Source organism: bacterium, from assembly GCA_026708015.1.
GTDB lineage: Bacteria > Actinomycetota > Acidimicrobiia > Acidimicrobiales > Bin134 > Poriferisocius.
In genome coordinates, this window is the sequence record JAPOVT010000048.1 from 183,827 (window position 1) to 203,393 (window position 19,567).

At 65.0% G+C, this 19,567-nt stretch carries 24 protein-coding genes; 16 read left to right on the top strand and 8 right to left on the bottom strand.

Translation table 11 applies throughout. The features are described from left to right. Positions 1-20 precede the first annotated feature (20 nt). A complete protein-coding gene (locus OXG30_11515; protein ID MCY4135521.1) occupies positions 21-578 on the bottom strand; it encodes a hypothetical protein in 558 nt (185 codons plus the stop codon). Positions 579-875: 297 nt separating this feature from the next. On the opposite strand from OXG30_11515, the gene OXG30_11520 reads away from it, so the two are divergent. From OXG30_11520 to OXG30_11530, 3 genes are all read left to right on the top strand, one after another. Continuing rightward, positions 876-1,157, top strand: coding sequence for a type II toxin-antitoxin system HicB family antitoxin (locus OXG30_11520; GenBank protein MCY4135522.1), 282 nt, complete (start codon positions 876-878; stop codon positions 1,155-1,157). A gap of 68 nt (positions 1,158-1,225) precedes the next feature. Continuing rightward, a complete protein-coding gene (locus OXG30_11525; GenBank protein ID MCY4135523.1) occupies positions 1,226-2,326 on the top strand; it encodes an XRE family transcriptional regulator in 1,101 nt (366 codons plus the stop codon). Beyond that, positions 2,323-2,859: a hypothetical protein gene (locus tag OXG30_11530; protein MCY4135524.1), complete on the top strand. Its 537-nt coding sequence runs from the start codon at positions 2,323-2,325 to the stop codon at positions 2,857-2,859. The genes OXG30_11525 and OXG30_11530 overlap by 4 nt, the downstream gene beginning before the upstream one ends. A gap of 5 nt (positions 2,860-2,864) precedes the next feature. On the opposite strand, the gene OXG30_11535 is transcribed toward OXG30_11530, so the two are convergent. Continuing rightward, the gene (locus OXG30_11535) at positions 2,865-3,890 is read right to left on the bottom strand and encodes a diacylglycerol kinase family protein (protein ID MCY4135525.1); all 1,026 of its coding nucleotides are present in this window, start codon (positions 3,888-3,890) and stop codon (positions 2,865-2,867) included. A gap of 76 nt (positions 3,891-3,966) precedes the next feature. Here OXG30_11535 and OXG30_11540 point away from each other — a divergent pair, with 76 nt between their 5' ends. Both OXG30_11540 and OXG30_11545 read left to right on the top strand, forming a co-directional pair. Continuing rightward, the gene (locus OXG30_11540) at positions 3,967-4,746 is read left to right on the top strand and encodes an electron transfer flavoprotein subunit beta/FixA family protein (protein ID MCY4135526.1); all 780 of its coding nucleotides are present in this window, start codon (positions 3,967-3,969) and stop codon (positions 4,744-4,746) included. Positions 4,747-4,769: 23 nt separating this feature from the next. Continuing rightward, positions 4,770-5,732, top strand: a complete 963-nt coding sequence (locus OXG30_11545; protein ID MCY4135527.1) for an electron transfer flavoprotein subunit alpha/FixB family protein — start codon at positions 4,770-4,772, stop codon at positions 5,730-5,732. 54 nt (positions 5,733-5,786) lie between these two features. On the opposite strand, the gene OXG30_11550 is transcribed toward OXG30_11545, so the two are convergent. The 3 genes from OXG30_11550 to OXG30_11560 are packed head-to-tail and all read right to left on the bottom strand — an operon-like array spanning position 5,787 to position 7,686. Then, on the bottom strand, positions 5,787-6,542 hold the full coding sequence (locus OXG30_11550; protein ID MCY4135528.1) for an SCO1664 family protein: 756 nt from the start codon (positions 6,540-6,542) through the stop codon (positions 5,787-5,789). Continuing rightward, positions 6,542-7,045 (bottom strand): DUF3090 family protein, encoded by a 504-nt coding sequence (locus OXG30_11555; GenBank protein MCY4135529.1) that lies wholly within the window; start codon positions 7,043-7,045, stop codon positions 6,542-6,544. The genes OXG30_11550 and OXG30_11555 overlap by 1 nt, the downstream gene beginning before the upstream one ends. Then, positions 7,042-7,686, bottom strand: coding sequence for an MSMEG_4193 family putative phosphomutase (locus OXG30_11560; GenBank protein ID MCY4135530.1), 645 nt, complete (start codon positions 7,684-7,686; stop codon positions 7,042-7,044). The genes OXG30_11555 and OXG30_11560 overlap by 4 nt, the downstream gene beginning before the upstream one ends. Before the next feature lie 105 nt (positions 7,687-7,791). Between OXG30_11560 and OXG30_11565 the strand changes: the two genes are divergently transcribed. Next, the gene (locus tag OXG30_11565) at positions 7,792-8,448 is read left to right on the top strand and encodes a uracil-DNA glycosylase (GenBank protein ID MCY4135531.1); all 657 of its coding nucleotides are present in this window, start codon (positions 7,792-7,794) and stop codon (positions 8,446-8,448) included. A 50-nt stretch (positions 8,449-8,498) separates the two neighbouring features. Further along, a complete protein-coding gene (locus OXG30_11570; protein MCY4135532.1) occupies positions 8,499-8,888 on the top strand; it encodes a hypothetical protein in 390 nt (129 codons plus the stop codon). A gap of 42 nt (positions 8,889-8,930) precedes the next feature. Here OXG30_11570 and OXG30_11575 read toward each other — a convergent pair whose 3' ends face one another. After that, positions 8,931-10,061 (bottom strand): Coenzyme F420 hydrogenase/dehydrogenase, beta subunit C-terminal domain, encoded by a 1,131-nt coding sequence (locus OXG30_11575; protein ID MCY4135533.1) that lies wholly within the window; start codon positions 10,059-10,061, stop codon positions 8,931-8,933. A 208-nt stretch (positions 10,062-10,269) separates the two neighbouring features. Between OXG30_11575 and OXG30_11580 the strand changes: the two genes are divergently transcribed. The 8 genes from OXG30_11580 to OXG30_11615 all read left to right on the top strand — a co-directional run bounded on the left by OXG30_11580 (position 10,270) and on the right by OXG30_11615 (position 18,325). After that, complete coding sequence (locus tag OXG30_11580; GenBank protein MCY4135534.1) at positions 10,270-10,824, top strand: hypothetical protein; 555 nt, start codon at positions 10,270-10,272, stop codon at positions 10,822-10,824. Positions 10,825-10,856: 32 nt separating this feature from the next. Beyond that, the gene (locus OXG30_11585; GenBank protein ID MCY4135535.1) at positions 10,857-12,269 is read left to right on the top strand and encodes an SPFH domain-containing protein; all 1,413 of its coding nucleotides are present in this window, start codon (positions 10,857-10,859) and stop codon (positions 12,267-12,269) included. Positions 12,270-12,393: 124 nt separating this feature from the next. Next, positions 12,394-14,826, top strand: coding sequence for an MMPL family transporter (locus OXG30_11590; GenBank protein MCY4135536.1), 2,433 nt, complete (start codon positions 12,394-12,396; stop codon positions 14,824-14,826). An 83-nt stretch (positions 14,827-14,909) separates the two neighbouring features. Further along, complete coding sequence (locus OXG30_11595) at positions 14,910-15,185, top strand: antitoxin family protein (GenBank protein ID MCY4135537.1); 276 nt, start codon at positions 14,910-14,912, stop codon at positions 15,183-15,185. Beyond that, positions 15,182-15,598 (top strand): PIN domain-containing protein, encoded by a 417-nt coding sequence (locus OXG30_11600; protein MCY4135538.1) that lies wholly within the window; start codon positions 15,182-15,184, stop codon positions 15,596-15,598. Before OXG30_11595 ends, OXG30_11600 begins: the two co-directional genes overlap by 4 nt. A gap of 54 nt (positions 15,599-15,652) precedes the next feature. Beyond that, positions 15,653-16,462 carry a hypothetical protein gene (locus OXG30_11605; protein MCY4135539.1) on the top strand — a complete coding sequence of 270 codons (810 nt, stop codon included), beginning with the start codon at positions 15,653-15,655 and terminating at the stop codon, positions 16,460-16,462. After that, on the top strand, positions 16,459-16,896 hold the full coding sequence (locus OXG30_11610) for a helix-turn-helix transcriptional regulator (GenBank protein ID MCY4135540.1): 438 nt from the start codon (positions 16,459-16,461) through the stop codon (positions 16,894-16,896). The genes OXG30_11605 and OXG30_11610 overlap by 4 nt, the downstream gene beginning before the upstream one ends. 139 nt (positions 16,897-17,035) lie before the next feature. Further along, on the top strand, positions 17,036-18,325 hold the full coding sequence (locus OXG30_11615) for a DUF4143 domain-containing protein (GenBank protein ID MCY4135541.1): 1,290 nt from the start codon (positions 17,036-17,038) through the stop codon (positions 18,323-18,325). A 122-nt stretch (positions 18,326-18,447) separates the two neighbouring features. Here OXG30_11615 and OXG30_11620 read toward each other — a convergent pair whose 3' ends face one another. Continuing rightward, positions 18,448-18,711 (bottom strand): type II toxin-antitoxin system RelE/ParE family toxin, encoded by a 264-nt coding sequence (locus OXG30_11620; protein ID MCY4135542.1) that lies wholly within the window; start codon positions 18,709-18,711, stop codon positions 18,448-18,450. 46 nt (positions 18,712-18,757) lie between these two features. After that, positions 18,758-18,979 (bottom strand): ribbon-helix-helix protein, CopG family, encoded by a 222-nt coding sequence (locus OXG30_11625; protein MCY4135543.1) that lies wholly within the window; start codon positions 18,977-18,979, stop codon positions 18,758-18,760. A 295-nt stretch (positions 18,980-19,274) separates the two neighbouring features. Between OXG30_11625 and OXG30_11630 the strand changes: the two genes are divergently transcribed. After that, positions 19,275-19,567, top strand: a 293-nt coding sequence (locus OXG30_11630) for a hypothetical protein (GenBank protein ID MCY4135544.1), incomplete at its 3' end; no start/stop codon positions are given.

The window sequence follows — 19,567 nt, forward strand, 5'->3', positions numbered from 1 at the left end:
ACCGACACCAGTGACAGCTTCTATCTCCCCTGCACCGAGGGCTCTCGGCATAGCTCGGAGCGGGCTTGGGCGATTGTGTCGGGAGGAACTCCGAGGGTTTCGGCCACGGCTTCGTCCAACCGAGAATGAAACATGGCCGCCGCCGTCACTGCCAAAAGCCCCCGCTTGGCTGCCGCTCTGGTGGTATCCCTGGTCTTGCCCTTCACTGTTTGCTGGGCTGGCAGATCCAGTTCTTCCGCCAACTCCAGCATTTGGTTCGGCGTCATTTCCTCACAGGCTTGGGTAAGCGCATCGTCGAGAGATCGGGCCACGGCTTCGGGATCGCCCCGCTGCTCGGGTATCAGCCGGACGGCCCGAGCGAGGTCGGGAGGCTGTCCCGAAGCAAACCGCTCTGATGGGAGCGCCGCCCACTCGAGCACTGTCTCGTTATTGAAGGATTCGACCTGTAGTCCACCCGGGTAGTTCACTGCCACCGCCTCATGGGCAACTGCCTTGCCGAGTTCGTGCTCTCTCAACCGCTTTCGAGCATCAGCCAGCGCCCCGCGCCGGCTATCAATCTCGGCCTCAATGGCGACCACCAGACCACCGACTTTTGCTTATATATCGAACCTCTTCTGGGCCGAACCTGGCTGCTGCTTTTCCGACCGGACAACGTCGATTCCTTCCTCCTTCAGGAGTTGGGCCAAGCGAACGTTCAGCGCGGCCTCGAAATCTGCGCTTCCAGATTCAGTTGAAGGCGCTGTGTCAAAGTCCCCCATGCTGCCCCAATCCAACATCCCGACGATGTAGCGGGGATGGTAGGGGGCTTCACAGGGTGCGGTCCGTCAAGCTGAGGCAATAGCCGGTTGAACCTAAGCGCAGGTAGCTTCTGCGGTGTGAAGCCTCCTGTGGTTTATTGCAGCCAAGAATTGCGCCATCAAGTTGAGATCTGGGTCAAAGCGGCGAGGCGACAGGCGTGCATCGAGCGACTTGAAGACTCCGGCGAGTTCTACGCCTCTGTACCAAGGGCCAGAGGAGCGTGGGCCCGCGGGCCAACACCTGAGGAAGCCGAAGCGGAACTGGAGTCGGCTCTGGTGGATTGGGTGCTGCTCAAGTTGGAGCTCGGGGCCGACGACATCCCCGAGATGGGCGGCATCAGACTCACTGCTGATCTATGAGCATTGGGCGAGCAAACATTGCTGCCTTGGGTTGCCATTCATTGTGCTAAGTTCGCACAATGGGCGCTGTGGCCGAGGAAGTCCAGTTAGGTGCTCGTATTGCTGAGGCCCGTGATCTGGCGGGGCTGACGCAAGAGGACGTTGCCGATCGTACCGGTCTTGGTCGAACAGTGATAGCCAAGATTGAGCGAGGAACACGCAAGCTCGGTGCGACGGAGCTTGTCTCGCTGGCCGAGACGCTTGATCGACCCGTCGACTGGTTTTTCACCGACTCCCCGCCGGCAGTGGTCAGTCGACGATCCGATCCGTCGGTTGGTGGTAGGTCCAAGGTGCTTGACACACGGGTGGAGAGGATCGCCCGCGATGTCGACTTCCTAGCTCGAGAAGAGGAGCTTCCTCAGGTAACGCGGCTCGAGCTTGCTTCGCTGTCAACGACGGAGGATTCGGAGCGAGCCGCCGCAGAGTTGCGCAAGCATCTGGAGGTCCGGGACGGGCCGTTGACCAACCTGTTGGCGCATGCGGAGCAAGCAGGGCTATTCGCGTTTTCGCTCGACTTGGGTCGAGATGGGGGAGACGCGGCCTATGTCGAGGTCGGAGATGTCGGGGTTGCGGTGGTCAATGGGGCACTTGACCCCGGACGGCGCCGATTCAACTTAGCCCATGAGCTTGGCCACCATGTGTTCATGGATGCGTATGCACCGGAAGTAGGACTTTCACCTCAGGATGAGCGAGAGAAGCTGATCAACGCGTTCGCGATCCACCTCTTGTTGCCGCGCAGTGGGGTTCGTACCCTGATATCGGAGTTCGGGACGAACTATCGTCTGGCAGCGGTTGCTGCCGCGGCTCGCTACCGGGTGAGTTGGACGGCGGTTTGTGCGCAGTTCCGCAACATTGAGGTGATCGATGCTGGCGCTCACGAAAATCTCGTGAATGAACCACCATCTCAGGTTGATCGCGTCGAGCTAGGGGAATATTGGGTGCCCGAACTCAATCCACCTGCCGTGCCCCCCCAATACGGCAAGAAAGTTCTGGCGGCGTACCGAAGGGGAAAGCTCACCGCGGCACGCGCTACTGAGCTTCTGTGGGGGACCGTCGATCGTGTTGGACTGCCACCTCAAGACGACATACCTCTTGAGGCTTATCGCAGAGCGTTCGAATTCGAAGCGTGACGCAGTTCTTGGTTTTTGACAACTCTCCACTCAGCCACTTCGCCCGTGCCGGAAGGCTGAATGCGCTGGAGGAATTGGTTCAGGGATATCAGTGCTTCGTTCCTGTAGAAGTTCGCCAGGAGATTGTCGCAGGCATGGCGGTGTTTCCAGACCTGGCCGAAGTACTAGCAGTGTCATGGCTTGAACCGACTGAGATTGTCGAAGTGCGCGAGCTGGCAGCGTTTGCTCGCTACAAGTCAGAACTTGGAGGAGGAATCCAGGAGAATACTGGCGAGGCTGCTGTATTGGCCCGAACAAGCATTCATGGTGGCGTGGCGATCATCGACGAGCGTGCTGGCAATCGTTTAGCCCAACGCGACGGGATTTTGGTTCAAGATTCGATGTGGCTGGTTGCTCAGGGAGTTCAGACAGGAGTGCTTGATCGTTCCCAGGCGGAGAACTTGGTTGATGATCTGCGAGCAACAGACATGTGGCTGCCGGTAAACGGGAGAGAGTTTTTTGCCTGGGCGTATCAGGAAGGGCTTCTGTCCTAACCGAGCTAGCCCAAAGGCAGGGCTAAGGCGAGGGCGTTGGGGGCGTGGTGGAACTCGAGGCGGGTGGTTTCGCCGAGGTAGTCGCCGTCAAGCTGGTAGGGGAAGGGGGTGTCGCTGGCTACGACGGCACTGGTCACGTCGGTGCGGGAGTGGACGTGGCGGTGGGCGGCCACGGCCGGCCCATAGCCCAGGGCGCTGGCCGCGGTTCGAAGAAGGCGGATGGCCCGCAGCGATCGCAGGGTCACCATCGACAGGGGCGCATCCAAGGTGGCGTTGGGCATCACGTTGAAGGGGCGCGACCCTAGATAGGTGTAGGGGTTGGTGTTGAGGCAGATGGCGAACTGGCCGGTTGCCGTCTCGCCGTCGGGGTGGTAGACGGTGAATCGGGGGCGCGACCGGTCATAGTGGCGCAGCCAGGTGTCCACTGCCGCGTAGGCGAACAGAGCGTGGTTGGCATACCGCTTGAGTCCGGCCTTGCGCTCCACTTGCTGCACCACGGCGGCGTCGTATCCCACCCCCGCGTGGAACAGGAAATACCTCCCGTTCACCTGGCCGACGCCCACCCGTTTGATGTGGCCTGCGGCCAGCGTCTCCAGCAGCATGGCGGCTGCCTCAACCGGATCGTCGGGCAGGCCGATGGTGCGGGCGAAAACGTTGGTCGATCCCCCAGGCAGGGGGGCCAGGGCCACGTCGGATCCGGCAACTCCGTTGACCGCTTCATTGAGGGTGCCGTCGCCGCCCAGCACCGCCACCACGTCGTAGCCGTCGGACACGGCCTCATGGGCTAGGCGCGAAGCGTGACCCCGCCGGCGAGTGGCGGCCAGCGTCACCTCGTGGTCGGCAGCCAGCGCTTTCTGGATGACAACTTGGGTCCGAGCGGTGACCGACGAGGCGTGAGGGTTGACAAGAAGCAGAACTTTCAGGCTTTCAACGCTACCGCTTGCATCGGAAAAGCCCACAACACGCGACCGGGTGCGGCGACACCTCGAACACAAAGCGGCAGCCCGCTTGTTGGCCAGCAGTAGTACCACTGCCGGTCACCAGTCCACCGCTCTACCCCTCTGTTTGGTTTTGCACCGCTGAGGTCGGGTGGGAGACTTGCACGCTATGGACATTGTCGTCTGCGTGAAACAAATCCCCGATCCGGCCGATCCCGGGGAGCTCGACCCGGAGACCAACACCCTCAAGCGGGACATGAAGCTCATCATGGACGAGTCGGACTCATACGGCGTGGAGATGGCCCTCCAGCTTCGCGACGCCGTCGGTGAGGGCGAGGTGACCTTGGTGTCGATGGCCCCCAACGAAGAGGTGAACGGTCTGCGCTCTGCGCTGGCGATGGGGGCCGACAAGGCCATTCTGGTCAGCGACGAGTCGTTGGCCGGAACCGACGCCCTGGGCACCGCCCGGGTTCTAGCCGCGGCCATCGGCCGGGCTCAGGCCGATCTGATCTTGGCCGCCACCGAGTCGTCCGATGGTTATACCGGCACGGTTCCCGAGCAGGTGGCTGAGCTGCTGGGTCTGCCCTCGGTGACCTTCGCCAAGGAGATCCAAGCCGACGGCGGCGAGGTGGTAGTTAAGCGCCAGACCGAGGACGGCTACGACGAGGTGCGGTGTCCGCTGCCCGCGGTGGTCTCGGTGACCGCCGGGGTGGTGGAGCCCCGCTACCCGTCGTTCAAGGGCATCATGGCGGCCAAGTCCAAGCCGATGGACCAGGTGGGCGTGGCCGATTTGGGCATCAGCGCCGACCAGGTGGGCTGGGCCGGCGGTGGCCAGGAGATCACCGACGTCAGCCCCGCACCCGAGCGGGAGGCCGGTGAGATCGTCACCGACGAGGGCGAGGCCCACGAGGCCATCATCGCCCTGCTCGAAGAGCTTCGGATCGTCTAAGAGCAAGGACGCTAGGAGACAGCATGGGAACCATTTGGGTTTATGCAGAGGCCTCAGGCGGCAAGGTCGCCTCGATCAGCCTGGAGTTGTTGACCAGGGCCCGCCAGTTGGCTGACACCGTGGAAGCGGTGGTGGGCGGCGATGGCGAGCCGGTTGCCGCGGAGCTCGGTGCTCACGGGGCGACCACGGTCCACGCCACCGGCGATCTGGGCGACGGACTGGCCGGCCCGGCCGTGGCCTCGGCCATTGCTTCGGCCATCGAGGCCGGTTCCGCACCTGACGCAGTGTTGTTCGGCACCACCTACGACGGTCGGGACGTGGCCGGTCGGCTCTCGGTGAAGCTGAACGCCCCGGTCATCACCAACGTCGTGGAATTGGAGCAAGCCGACGGCGCTCTGGTCGGAACCGAGCCGGTTTTCGGCGGCACCGTCAACGTGAGCACCCGGTTCAACGGTTCGGGTGTCGGCTTGTTCTTGGTCCGCCCCAAGTCGTTCGCCGCCGAGGAGTCCGGCGGCGGTCCGGCGGCGGTTTCGGCCCTGTCGGTGCCGGAGCTGGGCGCCACCGGGGCGGCCCGGGTGGTGGACCGCTTCGCCGAGGAGTCCACCGGTCCCAAGCTGGACGAGGCCGGCGTGGTGGTCTCGGGCGGCCGGGGTCTGGGCGAGGCCGAGAAGTACTCCATGATCGAGGACCTGGCCAACCTCTTGGGCGGGGCGGCGGGCGCGTCGCGCGCCATTGTGGACGCCGGCTGGGTTCCCTATTCCCACCAGGTGGGCCAGACCGGCAAAGTGGTCAAGCCCGACGTGTACGTGGCCTGCGGAATCTCCGGGGCCACCCAGCACATGGTGGGCATGAAGGGCTCCAAGAACATCATCGCCATTAACAAAGACGCCGAGGCGCCCATCTTCGGCATCGCCGACCTCGGCGTGGTCGGCGATGTTCACAAGGTGCTGCCCAAGCTGATCGAAGCCCTGCAAGCCCGGGGCTGAGCCGAGCCCGGCTCAGCAGTGCCGCAGCGCTCCGGCCCAGCGCTTCAAGCGTCGCTAGACCAAGGGCCAGGGATGGCGGCGGCCACTGGGATCGACGGGGAATCGGCCCTCTTCGGCCAATGCGGTGGCTCGCGTTAGCAGAGCATCTTGTTCGAACAAGGTGAGCAGGCTGCGCACCTCGGGGGGCAGGCCCTCTTCCAGCAGGCGCCCGACGTCTTCGGCCAAATCTTCGGGCAGCGGCTCCCCGGCCCATTCCCAGATCACCGTGCGCAATTTGAACTCGCAGTGGAACGACAGGCCGTTGTCGATGCCGTAGAGCCGCCCGTCGTGGCCGAGCAGGATGTGGCCACCCTTGCGGTCGGTGCTGTTGATGATGAAGTCGAACGCGCACAGCCGCTGGAACCACCGATGGTGGGCGGGTTCCTCCCGCAGGGTGAAGTAGTGCTCGTCGTAGTCGGTGGGCACATAGAGCTGCACCGAGCCCTCGCCCAGCGGCCCGTCTCGGAGCACGGTGGGCGGTATCAGATCCCACCCCAGGGCGCGGGACAGCTCGAAGGCGGCGGTCTCACGCTTGTGGAGTCCGGCGGGGAAGTCCCACAGGGGCCGCTCACCCTGCACCGGCTTGTACACCCCCTGGACGATGGGGGATTCAGGGGCGTGGACATCCACGAGGAACGTCATGTTGGAACTCCAGGGCATCCGCCCCAGCACGTCCAGCTCACCGGCGGTGAGGATTTCAAAGGCGTCGGCGTCGTCGAGCGCGGGCCGCTCGCGAAACGGCGATTCCGCATTCGACGGGGACTGGCTCATCAGTTGGAGCAGGGGCACCAAGTGCCGTCGTCGTTAAGCGGAGCGCCGCAGTACCGGCAGGGCGGACGGCCCGCGGCCACCATCTGTCGGGCCCGGGCGACGAAGCCGGCCACCTGGCCCCGGGTGATCCGGAACCGGGCGGTGGCCAGGTCGTCTTCTGCTTCTTCTGCTTCTTCAGGGGTGGGCATCTCGGTGGCCATTATCAGCATCCGGTCGGCGTCGGCGTCATAGCCGATCCCGATGTCGCCCACCGTCCATTCGGATTCCAGGGGCTCGATCAGGCCGATATCGGCCTCGGGGACGATGGAGTCGGGGTCGTTGCTGATCTCCCTCAGCGCTCCGTCTAGATACTCCGCCAGCGCGGCCACCTGCTGTTTTTCCAGCTTGAGCGACACCAGCGTGCCGGTGACTCCGGCTTGGAGATAGAACACCCGCTGGCCGGGAGGGCCGATGGTGCCCACTGTGAAATGCTCGAGGTCGTTCAGGTCGAAAGAAGCGCTCATGACGGCACGAGCGCTTTCAGCTCAGACGTGCTGTTGACGGCCAGCACCAGCGGGCCGTCGTCGCTGTAGAGGATGGCGGTGATCGAGCAGGGCGAGACCACGATCCGCTGGAACATGTCCAAATGGGCGCCCGAGGCGTGGGAGACCGCCGCCTTGATGGTGTCGGCATGCGACACCGCCACCACCGTGGTGCCGGGGTGGCGGGCCACCAGGGATTGCACGGCGCCGTTCATCCGGGTCTGCATCTCGGCGAACGACTCTCCCCCCGGGAAGCGGAAGCTGCTGGGGCTGCGCTGCACTTGGCGCCAGTCGCGGCGGCGACGCAGATCGCTGAGCCGCCGACCGGTCCACCGGCCGAAGTCGCACTCGTTGAGGCTGTCAAGCACCCGAACCCGTCGTCCCGCCGCCCGGGCAATAGGCGCGGCGGTCTCCCGGGCCCGCTCCATGGGCGAGGCGTAGACCGCCCCGATGCGCTTGGAGCCCAATGCGGCGATGCGGGCCGCGGCTTGTTCCGCCTGTTCTCGGCCCCGGTCGCTGAGGTGCAGCCCGGGCGCCCGTCCGGGCAGCACCGTGCCGGTGGTGGGGGTTTGGCCATGGCGCACGAACAACACCAAGGTGGGTTTGCGGGATTTAGCGGCCATTTGCTCTATGGAATCTGCCTCTGGGTGCGGCTGCCTCTGAACAATTCTTGACAGCCATTGTCTTCTATCTTGGCGGTAGTGGGCTCAACAGACACATTTGACGAACTGTCCGCCGATGTTATCGCCTGTCGCGCCTGCCCTCGGCTGGTGGCTTGGCGCGAGGAGGTGGCTGCGGTGAAGCGGGCGGCCTATCGGGACTGGACCTATTGGGGCCGGCCGGTGCCGGGTTTCGGCGACCCCGACGCCCGCATCGTGGTGGTGGGTCTGGCGCCGGCGGCCCACGGCGCCAACCGCACCGGGCGAATGTTCACCGGCGACCGGTCGGGTGACTTCCTGTATGCCTCGCTGCACCGGATGGGGCTGGCCAACCAGCCCAACGCCACCGACCGCGACGACGGGCTGGTGCTGAGCGACGTTTACATCACCGCCCCGGTGCGCTGCGCGCCACCCCAGAACAAGCCCACCCCCGCCGAGCGGGACGCCTGTCGCCCCTTTCTGGTGAGGGAGCTGGAGTTGCTGAGTCGGGCCCGGGTGTTTGTGGCCTTGGGGGCCATCGGCTACGGGGCGGTGGCCGCCGAGTTGGGGGTGCGGCCCCGGCCCAAGTTCGCCCACGGGTTGGAGGCGCCCGCTCCCGGTGGGCAAACGGTGGTGGGCTGCTATCACGTGAGCCAGCAGAACACCTTCACCGGCCGGCTCACCACCGACATGGTCGACCAGGTGTTCGCCCGGGCCTTGGCGCTGGCTGATGCAGTGCAGCCCTAGACCGCCCAATGGTTCGCGACTTCAGCGGATCGGGCGATACCGTTGGGCCCGTGACGAAGACCCGCTTGCTGGCGATTGCGGCTGCGCTGATTCTGGTTGCAGCCGCCTGCGGCAGCTCCGGCGCGCCCACCTCGTGGGACGACAATGCCGACGAGTACTGCCTCGGCGGCAGTGAGGAATGCGAGCCCAACGTGGGCCAGCCCGAGCGGAACTTCCGCGATGGATGCCGGGAGGCCGGCAAAGACGATCTGGACCAGCAGGTTCAAGCGAATTTGGACGATGTGTGCAAGTGCGGCTTCGACAGGATCAGGGACAGCTTGACCTTCGAGCAGTTCAAAGAGCTTGACGACGATCTGCGCAGCAACATCAATGCCGACTTGACCGAAGAGGTAAACCAGATCATGCGCCAGTGCATCCTGGAGGAATCGGGGCTGGGCTAGCAGCCCGCTGGGGGCAGATCCTCCCTCAAACCCCTACCCGGCTCAGACCCCTACCCGGACCGCGCTCTCGGCCCAGTCGGGCCAGCGCTGGCGGCTCTTGGCGGCCAGCTTGTGCATGAGGGCCACCGCGCCCGGGTCGTCGTCGCCTGGGCGGGCCTGGATCACCCCGTCGTCCAGCATGGCGTTGATGACAGCCCGGCCCAGTTCGGTGCGAACCACGGTGAGGGTCCAGTCGGTGGCGTCGCCGATGCCCCCGGTGGAGATGTCGGCGTGCTCGGCGGCGAAATCGGGGCAGAGGTTGCAGCCCTCCCGAGTCCAGGCGTGGCACTCCTTGAGGTTGATCTCGTGGTAGTCGCCGTTCTTCATCCACACCTGGAACACGCCCTTGATGTTCATCTTGGCGATCTGGTCGGTGGGCAGGCCGTACTTCACCCAGAACAGCTCTTCGAACATGGAGTCGTCGAAGCTCTTGGAGCACAGCAGCCCGATGTTCAGCTTGATGGGACGGCCCACCTTGCCCACCTTGCGGTTCCACATCACCGGTCCGATGGAGGTCTGACAGCTCATGCCCACCAGGGCCAGGCTTTCCAAACCCCGCTCCTTGGCCTCCCGGTAGGCCAGGGGATTGGCCGAGTAGGTGTAGCGGCTGCCCGCGCCCCGCAGTACCTCTTCTCGGTTGACGGCCAGGCCCGGCACCGCCTTCCAGCCGTCGGCGCCGCCGCCCTCCAGAAACGACGTGAGGGCGCCGTCGATGACGTCGTTCTCCAGGCACCAGATCAAGATGGCCGACACCAGCCCGCCGTCCTGGCCCACCTCGTACACATAGTCGTCGCTGGCTCGCACCAGCAGGATGTCGCTGTAGATGCCGGAAACCTCGTCCTCGGTGCGGATGCGCCCGAACAGGTGTTCGTCGGCCTCGGCCTCCCAGGTGCGGAACCGGGGACAGGCCCGGGTGCAGGAGGTACAGCCCTTCTGGCCGTGGATGCAGTCGGACAGGCCCAGCTCCTCCTCCAGGTGGAAGGGCTTGTACTGGCCGGGCTCGTGCTTGTAGCCGATCACGTCGTGGGGGCAGGCGATCACGCAGCCCGCGCACCCCGTACACAGCCCGGTGTCGATGACCTCCTCGTAGAGCTCCTTCCACTGGTGCTTCCAGCGAACCTTGGCCTCAGCCACCCTGAGACTCTGCCACGCCCAGCATGTGATTTGGTCATTCAAAGCGCATTTGCCCAGCAAGGCGCTATGGCAGAGGGGCCGGGAGGAAATGGCCGGAAAAGCCGGTAGGATTGCCGTCAAGGAGGCCCAAACCGCAGGCCAGCGCCAGATTGAGCGCCAGACTGCGCTTCGGACTGCGAGATAACGAGATAGACGGGAGGAACAACAGATGGGCGACTGGTGGGATGGCCTGACCGGCGACCTACAGGTCTTCTATCTGATCGGCGTCATCGCCGGCGTCTTCCTCATTCTCCAGCTCCTGTTGTTGGGCTTCGGCGTCGGCTCCGACCTCGACATCGACCTCGAGGACGAAGGCGCGGGAACGGGATTCCTCTCCCTGCGCAGCCTGACGGCGTTTTTCTTCGCCTTCGGCTGGACCGGCGTGTTGATGAAGGAAGCGGACAGCTCCACCCCGGTTTCGGTGATCGTGGCCATTGCGGTGGGGTTGGCGGTGTTCTTCGCCGTGGCTTACATGTGGCGCAAGTTCTCCCAAATGGAGGAGAGCGGCTCAATCGACTACCAGAGCGCGGTGGGCGTCATCGGCACCGTGTACCTGCCGATTCCGGCCAACCGCTCCATGCCCGGCAAGGTTGAAATCCTCATCCAAGGACGGCTCCGTGTGATCGATGCCTACACCAACTCAGACAACGACCTCCCGGCTCAGACCCGCGTCACCGTGGTTTCTGTGGTGGACCAGTCCACCGTCCTCGTCAACCCCCTGTAACTCATCTGATTTAGACCCGAAAGGACCTTTTGATGGCTGCCATAGCCCTTGTTGCCGGCCTAATTGTCATTCTTCTCATCGCGCTGTTGTGGGTTTCTTCCCGATACAAGCGCTGCCCCTCCGACCGCGTGCTGGTGATCTACGGCCGGGTGGGAGGACAGGGTCAGTCGGCCCGATGCCTCCACGGAGGCGGTGCCCTGGTGTGGCCCGTCATTCAGGGCTACGCCTTCTTGGACCTCACGCCGTTGCCCATCGAGATCAAGCTCCAAGGCGCCCTGTCGCAGCAGAACATCCGGGTCAACACCCCGGCCACGTTCACTGTGGGAATCTCCACCGAGCCCGGCGTCATGCAGAACGCTGCCGAGCGGCTGCTCGGTCTAAGCCTGGTAGAGATTGAGAACCTGGCCCGGGACATCATCTTCGGCCAGATGCGGGTGGTTATCGCCACCATGCCCATTGAGGAGATCAACGCCGACCGGGAGAAGCTGATCACCAACATCACCGAGTCGCTGGAAATCGAACTGCGCAAAGTGGGTCTGCGCCTTATCAACGTCAACATTCAGGATGTAACCGACGAGTCGGGCTACATCGACGCCCTGGGGCGCGAGGCCGCCGCCCGGGCCATCAACGAGGCCAAGATCAAGGTGGCCGAACAGGAGCGCGACGGCGACATCGGCGCCGCCGAAGCCCAGCGGGAGCGGCGCATCAGGGTGGCTGAGGCAAACGCCACCGCCACCGAGGGAGAGAACGAATCGCAGGTGGTGATCGCCAACTCCGACAGCACACGCCGCCAGCAGGAGGCCGAGGCCGAGCGGGCCGCGGTCACCGCTGAGCGGGTCACCCAGGCTCGTGCGGCCGAAGAGTCGTTTGCCGCTGAGGGGCAGGCCGAGCAGGCCCGGGCCTCTCGGGACAAGGCCTCGCAAGAAGCCGACATCGTGGTGCCCGCCGAGGTGGAGCGGGAGCGGGTGCGCACGCTGGCTGAGGCTGAGGCCGACCGGATCAGACTGGTCAAGGGAGGAGAGGCCGACGGCCAGCGTTTGCTCATGGAAGCCGAGGCGCTGGGCCTGCTGGCCCTGCTAACCCGCCGGGCCGAGGGCCTCGGGGCGCTGGTGAACAACGCCGGCGGCAATCCCCAGTTGGCCGCTCTGCTGTTGATCGCCGAGCAGATGCCCAATCTGGTGGCCGAGCAGGTCAAGGCCATCTCCAACCTCAAGATCGACCAGGTCACGGTGTGGGACTCCGGCGGCAGTGACGGCAAGACCGGCAACAGCACCGCCAACTTCCTCTCTGGCCTGGCCAGATCCCTGCCCCCCATCCACGACCTGGCCGCCCAAGTCGGCATCAAGCTGCCGGCCTACCTCGGCGAGCTTGACGATGAGACCGCTCTAAAGCGTCTCCGCGAGATTGCCGACCAGCTTGAGCCTGAGGGTAGGTCAGACGAGTAGAGGTCTTGATCGACGGGGCACGAATGAGCAGCCATGACGATAGGGAAGGGTCCTTTTCTGTGGATTAGCCTGCCCAAGTGCTGTTCAAGGTTGAACGAGCACGACCAGAGGAAGGCGGTCGGGTGTGAACAGGTTGTTCGAGGTGTACGGGCGCTGGGTGGGCAACTGGCCGCGGATGGCGCTGGCGGTGGTGCTGGCGGTAACGGTGGTGGCGGTGTTCGGCTTGACCAAGACCACCGGCACTGCGGATGTGGAGGATGCATTCCTGCCCGAGGGCAGCGAACTCGTGGCCGCCATCGACAATCTGTCTGAGAGCTTCCCCGACTCTGCTGAGCTGGAAGTGATGCAGGTGGTGCTGCGAGGCGATGTGCTGAGCCCCGCGGGCGCTGCCGATGCCCTAGCGGCGACCAACGCTGCGGCTGACCATCCTGATTTGGCCGACTACCTGTTCCGGGCTCGACCGCCCACCTCGCCGGGCCATGTTCTGGCCGCCATGCTGGCGGGCCCCGACGGCGACCCCCGAAGCGTGAACCTGGCGTCGTTGTCGCAGCAGGAGATAGACGCCGCCATCGCCGATGAGTCCAATGCCGCGCTGGGCACGCTCCTCGATGAGATGGTGGCCCGCAGCGACTCGGGTCGCGTGATCGGCGGCATCGGCATTGTCACGGTGAACGCCTATGGCGACCCCGTGGGGTTGGCCGAGGCGCAGCTGACGGCGGACGATGCGGTGAAGCAGGTGCCGTTGGCAGAGCTGGAGTCGGCCCGCGCCGCCTCACAGGGCAAGAGCGATCAAGAGTCCGATGACTCCAGCCAGAGCTCTTTGCTCGTTCTCATGCTGGTTGCGTTTGCGGTGATCGCGTTGCTGCTGGTGCTGTTCTACCGGCAGCTCTCCGACGTTTTGCTGTCGCTGGGTGGGCTTATCCTCACCATTTTGTGGGCGCTCGGGTTCCAGGGCCTGCTCGGGCCCGACGGGCTCGACGTCATCGGCGCTCCCAGCGTCTTGGCCCAGATGGTGCCGGTGATGCTCATCGGGCTGTGCGTGGACTACGGCATACAGGTCACCTCCCGCTATCGCGAAGTCCGAGCTCGGGGCGCTGACGCCGCCGGGGGTGTCTCCAAGTCGGTGGCCGGCGTGATGCTGCCTCTCGGCTTGGCCGGGGTGACGACCATCGCCAGCTTCCTCACCAACCTGTTCGGCGATATCTCGGGGCTGGCCGACTTCGGCGTGGTGGCCGCGGTAGGCGTGTTCAGCGGCCTCACCGTGTTTTTGACTGCGGTGCCCGCGGTGCGCTCGCTGTTGGACCGCCGGGGCGAGGCCAAGGGCAAGGTGCCGCAGATCCGGCCCATCGACCAGGCCATTCCCGGCGCCGGCAAGCTCGTGCAGTCCATCGGCGCCGCCACGGTGCGCCGCCCCTCGGTCATCTTGGCGTTGACCGGGGTGATCACCGTGGTCTTCATGGCGCTGACCACTCAGCTCGGCACCGAGTTCAACTCCACCGACTTCATCCCCGACGGCACCGAGAGCAAAGAAGACGCGGTGTTCATGGCCGAGAACCTGGGCGGCAACACCGAGCCGGTCACCGTGCTGGTGGAGGCCAACCTGTCAAACGACCGCACGCTGCGCAACCTGTTGGACTTCTCCGCCGCCATCGAAGACCCCTCCCAGCGCCCCGAAGCGGTGAGCAGCGCCATCACCAACTCGCTGGGCACCTACTTCTGGGGCCTGCCCGAAGACTTGCGGGCCCAGATCGAGGCTGAGCTGGCGCTGGGCCAGTCGAGCCCGCTGTTCCTCGACAGCGCCGCCATCGACCGAATGCTGATGTTGATGCGCGACCACGATCCGGCCCGATTCGACTCGGTGGTGGCCTTGGGCGCAGCAGGCAGCGACGACCGCACCATCTTGCAGTTCAACGCCCTCACCGGCGACGCCGACCGCACCCGCGAGCTGTTCGCCGACGTGGACGGGCTGTGGTTCGGCGACGACCGCGACATCACCCCGGTCGCCAACGAGATCACCTCACTGGAGGTCACCGACAGCCTCACCGAGAGCCAGGCCACCTCCATCTTTTTGACCATCGTGGCCGCTTTGCTGGTGCTGATCCTGTTCTTCTGGATCACCGAGTTCCGGCCCATGCTGGCAGTGCTGTCGGTGCTGCCCATCTTGTTGGTGCTGGTGTGGGTGCTGGGCACCATGGTGCTCTTGGGATACAGCTACAACGTGATCACCGCGCTCATCACTGCGCTCTCCATCGGCATCGGCGTGGACTACACCATCCACGTCACCCACCGCTTCATCGAAGAGGTGGACCACGGCAAATCGATCAGCGAGGCCATCAACACCACCATGAGAACCACCGGCGGGGCGCTCATCGGCTCGGCGCTCACCACGGCGCTGGGATTCATGGTGCTGATATTCAGCCCCATCGCACCAATGGGCCAGTTCGGCCTGCTCACCGCCATCACCGTCATCTACTCGCTGATCGCCGCAGTAGTGGTGCTGCCCCCCATGCTGGTGATCTGGGCCGCCTACCACGACTGGCGAAAGGCGAACCACTGAGCCCGGCGAACCGAAACCCCTGCTGAAAAACTGACAGGCCCGGGTAGGATGATGGGACGGTAGAGCGTGGCGGAGGATCGGCCATGAAGACCAGATTGACGGCAACATATGCCAACGGCGTCCTCGCACCTGTCGAGCCTCTGGATTTGGTTGAGGGGGCGCAGGTGACCGTGTCGATCGACGACGCGCCGGCCGCCAAGAGTGCGCAGTCAAGCCAAGTGGGCGGCGAGTCGCTCCTGGAGATGTTCGACAGGCTCCAAGAGTCGGTTCCCCCAGCGGCTTGGAAGGAGATGCCCGCCGACGGGGCCCAGAATTACAAGCACTACCTGTATGGCCGCCCAAGAGTCCAAGAACAGTGAACGCCGTCTTCGCTGACGCTGGCTACTTTATCGCGAACCTTGACCACAGGGATCCGCTGCATGGGCGGGCGAGGGCCGCTGTGGCCGATTTAGGGGTGTTCAACACCGTGACAACCCAGATGGTCATGGTCGAGGTGCTCAACTACATGTCCCGTGGAGGAGTCCGCCTCCGAAGCCTCGCTGCGCACATGATCCAAGAACTTCAGGCGCGCCACGACGTTGAGATCGTCCCGCAAACCGACTCGCAGTTCCAGGCCGCCGCGCAGCGATATGCCGCCCGGGTCGACCACTCTTGGAGTCTCACTGATTGTGCCAGCTTTCTCATCATGGAGGAACGGCGGATCGACAAGGCACTCGCCTACGACCGAGACTTCGAACAGGCAGGGTTCGTCGCCCTCCTCCGGCATTTCTAGGAAGACCGAGAGCGGCGGGACTGTCAGCCACCTTCTCGTGTTGGCCGGCCGCTGGTGTTCACTGCGGGCTCATGGCTGCTGTATCGCTATGTGTACATTCCGGTTATCGACGACCACGACCCCGAAGAAGACGAGACCGGCGAGGTATACTGCTTATCGGTTATGATAAGCGGTGTGGGTGAGATGAGTCCGGTGCTGAGGCGGGTGCTGGCATCGGCGGCGCGCTTGCAGTCGGTCGTGCCTGATGCAGTCTTGGTGGGGGGATCGGCCGCGGCGCTGCATGCCGGCCACCGCGACTCCCTCGACCACGACCACGTTCTCGCCGATCTGGTCGACCGGTACGAGGCGGTCCTGGAGGCGGTGGAGTCTACTGAGGGGTGGGCGACTTCGGTGCGCGCCTCGAAGCCGCCGTTCACCATCATGGGGAGCCTCGACGGGATCGAGGCCGGACTCCGCCAGATGCGTCGGATTCGGCCGCTCGAGACCGTCGAGGTCGTCGTTGGCCCCGGCGCTGTCGTCGTAGCGCCGACCGAGGCGGAAGCCTTGCGGGTCAAGGCCTTTCTGGTCGTGCAGCGCAACGTGGTGCGCGACTTTCTCGACGTTGTCGCACTCGTCGACCACATCGGCGAGGACGCGGCCGACGGCGTGCTCTCGGGCATCGACGGCTACTACGTCGACCGGTCCGGCGATCCGGCGTCGGTCCTCACCTCGCTGGTGGTGGCGCTGGCCGAGCCGTCGCCGCGCGACACCGACGTGATCGACGAGCTCCCCCGCTACAAGGGGCTCGACCCGCGGTGGCACTGCTGGTCCGATGTGGTGGACGCATGCCAGGCGCTGGCCTTGCGATTGGGCGGTGCGGCGTGAGCGGGCTGCGGTTCCGCAACGTCGACGCCGAGGTGGGCGACGACGTCGAGACCTGGCCCTACGAGGCGCTGGTGGCCGCGATCGACCGCGGTCTGGTTCCTGATTGGCAACCCGTCTTCGCGGAGATCAGGCGGATGCCGTGGGGGACCGTGGCCCGGCGGGTGGAGCGCTACCTCGGCTACCGCGACCCCGACGCCACAAGCACGCTCTTCGCGTTGGCCATCGAGCGCGCCCGCAAGCAGGCCGAGCGCGCCGACCGGGCCGACGTGGCGGCCCGCGTCCAGGCCGCCGTCGAGCGGGCGGGGAAGACCAAGGCGGAGTTCGCGGCATCGGTGGGCACCAGCGCGTCGCGGCTCAGCACGTACCTGAACGGCAAGGTCACCCCTTCGGCGGCGCTGCTCGTGCGCATCGAGCGCACCGCGGATTCGCAGTAGAGCGACACAGCCCAAGGTGGTGTTGTTCTGCTTCGGGTTGTAACGCCGTTATGGAGGCGTCTTCGGGGCGTCGAAGTAGGCAAATTCAAGCCGTCGAAATCGACAAATTAGGGGCGTCGAAATCATAAGCTTGTATCCCGTGGACGAGATTCGCCCAGACTTCTACATTCCGCGCATCGTCGACCGGCGGCTCGACGAACTGCTGTCGGGCCTGCCCGCCATCTCGCTCGAGGGGCCGCGCGCGGTCGGCAAGACCGAGACAGCGCTGCGCCGCGCCCGCACGGTGCACCGCCTCGACGACGATCAGCAGCTTGAGCTCGTGCATGGCGACCCGTCGCGCCTGGTGGAGGGCGACCCGCCGGTGCTGATCGACGAATGGCAGCGGTACCCGGCGTCGTGGGACCTCGTCCGGCGCCACGTCGACGACCGGGCAAAGAAGTCGAGCTTCCTTTTGACCGGTTCGGCAGCGCCGAGTGAGCGGCCGACCCACTCGGGCGCGGGGCGCATCGTCACGCTGCGGATGCATCCGCTGTCGCTGTCCGAGCGCTCTCTCGCAGCGCCGACCGTCAGCCTCAGCGAACTGCTGTCGGGGGAACGGCCGCGGCTCGCCGGCGCGTCCGGCGTGACGCTGGCCGACTACGCAGCAGAGATCGCGCGCTCGGGCTTCCCCGGCATTCGGCCCTTGGGCCGGGTGCTGCGGGCCGACCTGCTCGACGGCTATCTAGACCGGGTAGCCGACTACGACCTCGACGAAGCCGGGGCTGGCATTCGTGACCGCAGAGCGCTTCGGCGCTGGCTCGCGGCATACGCCGCTGCCACCGCCACCGCCACATCCTTCGCCGCCGTTCGCAACGCTGCCGCTGAAGGATCAGCCGATCCGCCCTCTCCGCCCACTGCGGCTGCCCACCGGCGAGCGCTCGAGCAGTTGTGGCTGATCGAAGATCTGCCGGCTTGGCTGCCGACCCGCAACCGGCTCCGACGCCTGGCCTCAGCGCCGAAACACCATCTGGCGGACCCTGCCTTGGCGCTGCGCTGCCTCGGCATCGACGAGTCGGGCTTGCTCGAAGGCCAGGCGACGGATCATGCGCTGCCCCGTGACGGAACCCTGCTCGGGGCGATGTTTGAGTCGCTGGTGGCCCTGTCGGTTCGGGTGTACGCGCAGGCCAACAGAACCCGTGTCTCTCATTTGCGCACCCACGGCGGCGAGCACGAGGTCGACCTGATCGTGGAGCGAGGCGACGGGCGAGTCGTGGCCTTCGAGGTCAAGCTGTCAGCGACAGTCAAAGGCCGCGACGTCCGGCACTTGGCGTGGCTCGCCGAACGGCTCGGCGACGACCTGCTCGACGCGGCCGTCATCACTACCGGCAAAGAGGCCTACCGCCGCCGTGACGGCATCGGCGTCGTCCCCGCAGCCCTGCTCACCGCCTAGGCCATCGAGCCTCTATCCGCCGCAACCGCTTGCCGGTGCGGTCCCTTCTGCGCCTTCGGGAGGCGTGCAAAGTTCTCCCTTTCGCAGTGGAGCGGCACAGCCCAAGCTGGGGGAGTGTGGCCTTATTGGCGGCGATAGGACTCCCGGCGATGGGCGACTCGAACAACGAGGACCACCAGTTCGTTGTTGAGCACTTCGTACACCACCCTGTAGTCGCCGACGCGTAGGCGGCGAAGGCCCCTCAAATCTCCCTTCAACGGGTAGCCCGCGTGCGGTTGCTCGGCGAGGCGGTCGATGGCGTACACAATCCGCTCGCGATCCCGGTGAGCAATCTGAGCCATGTCTTGGGACGCGCTGCGCTTGATCCGAACTGAGTAAGCGGCCATCGGCTACGGCTTCTGCGCCACCAGGCGTTCTTGAATGGCGCTGCGATCAATCCGAATCGAGCAGCTCATGTCTGACCTGGTCCCAATCGAGCACCGGGTCGGTTGGGTCTCGAAGGCGCTCAAGGGCCACCTCGAGATCGTCATAGTCCTCCAGATACCGTTCCAAAGCCTGGCGAATGATCTCAGCCCGGCTGCGCTTCAAATCCTCGGCGGCCGCATCCAGCGCATCAACCAGTTCGTCGGGAACCCGGGCGGTGATTTGGCTCATTCGGACTCCTTGGTCATCTGGAAGTCGTTCGAGTTGCTTGACATCAATGTAATGTCAGATGATCCCAGTGGCAACAAGCGGCGCACACACCAGTCTGCTGCTGTCTCCTCATCGAGGCGAGCGGGATTGACAGGAGCTCCCATGACAGCCGGGAACCTCCGGGGTCTTGTTTCGGAGGGTGGGTTCTGGTATCCTTGTGGGGAGTTTTTTCTGGCTTCTGTTGGCTTATTGCCGGTTGAAGGAGGGATTGCAATGGTGTCCCCCCCCCCCCCCATCTTTTGGGATGATGGAGCGTTTGAGCGGCGCGGGATTTGTGATGTTGCGCTTCGCTGGTTTGTTGCGCCCGGCTGGTTGGCACCAGATTTTGGGCCTGTTGGCGGCGCTGGGTGTGTTGGCGGCGCTGCTGGTTGTGGTGCCGCCTGGGCCGGCGTCGGCGCAGACCGCCCCCACAGTCACCATGACCCTGTCCTCGGATGGTACGTCGGAGGGCGATTCGAGTCTCACCGACGTGACGGTGACCCTCAGTTTCGCCAACCTGAACGCGGGCCAGACCAACGTCAACGTGTGCCTGAGCGGCACGGCCATCTC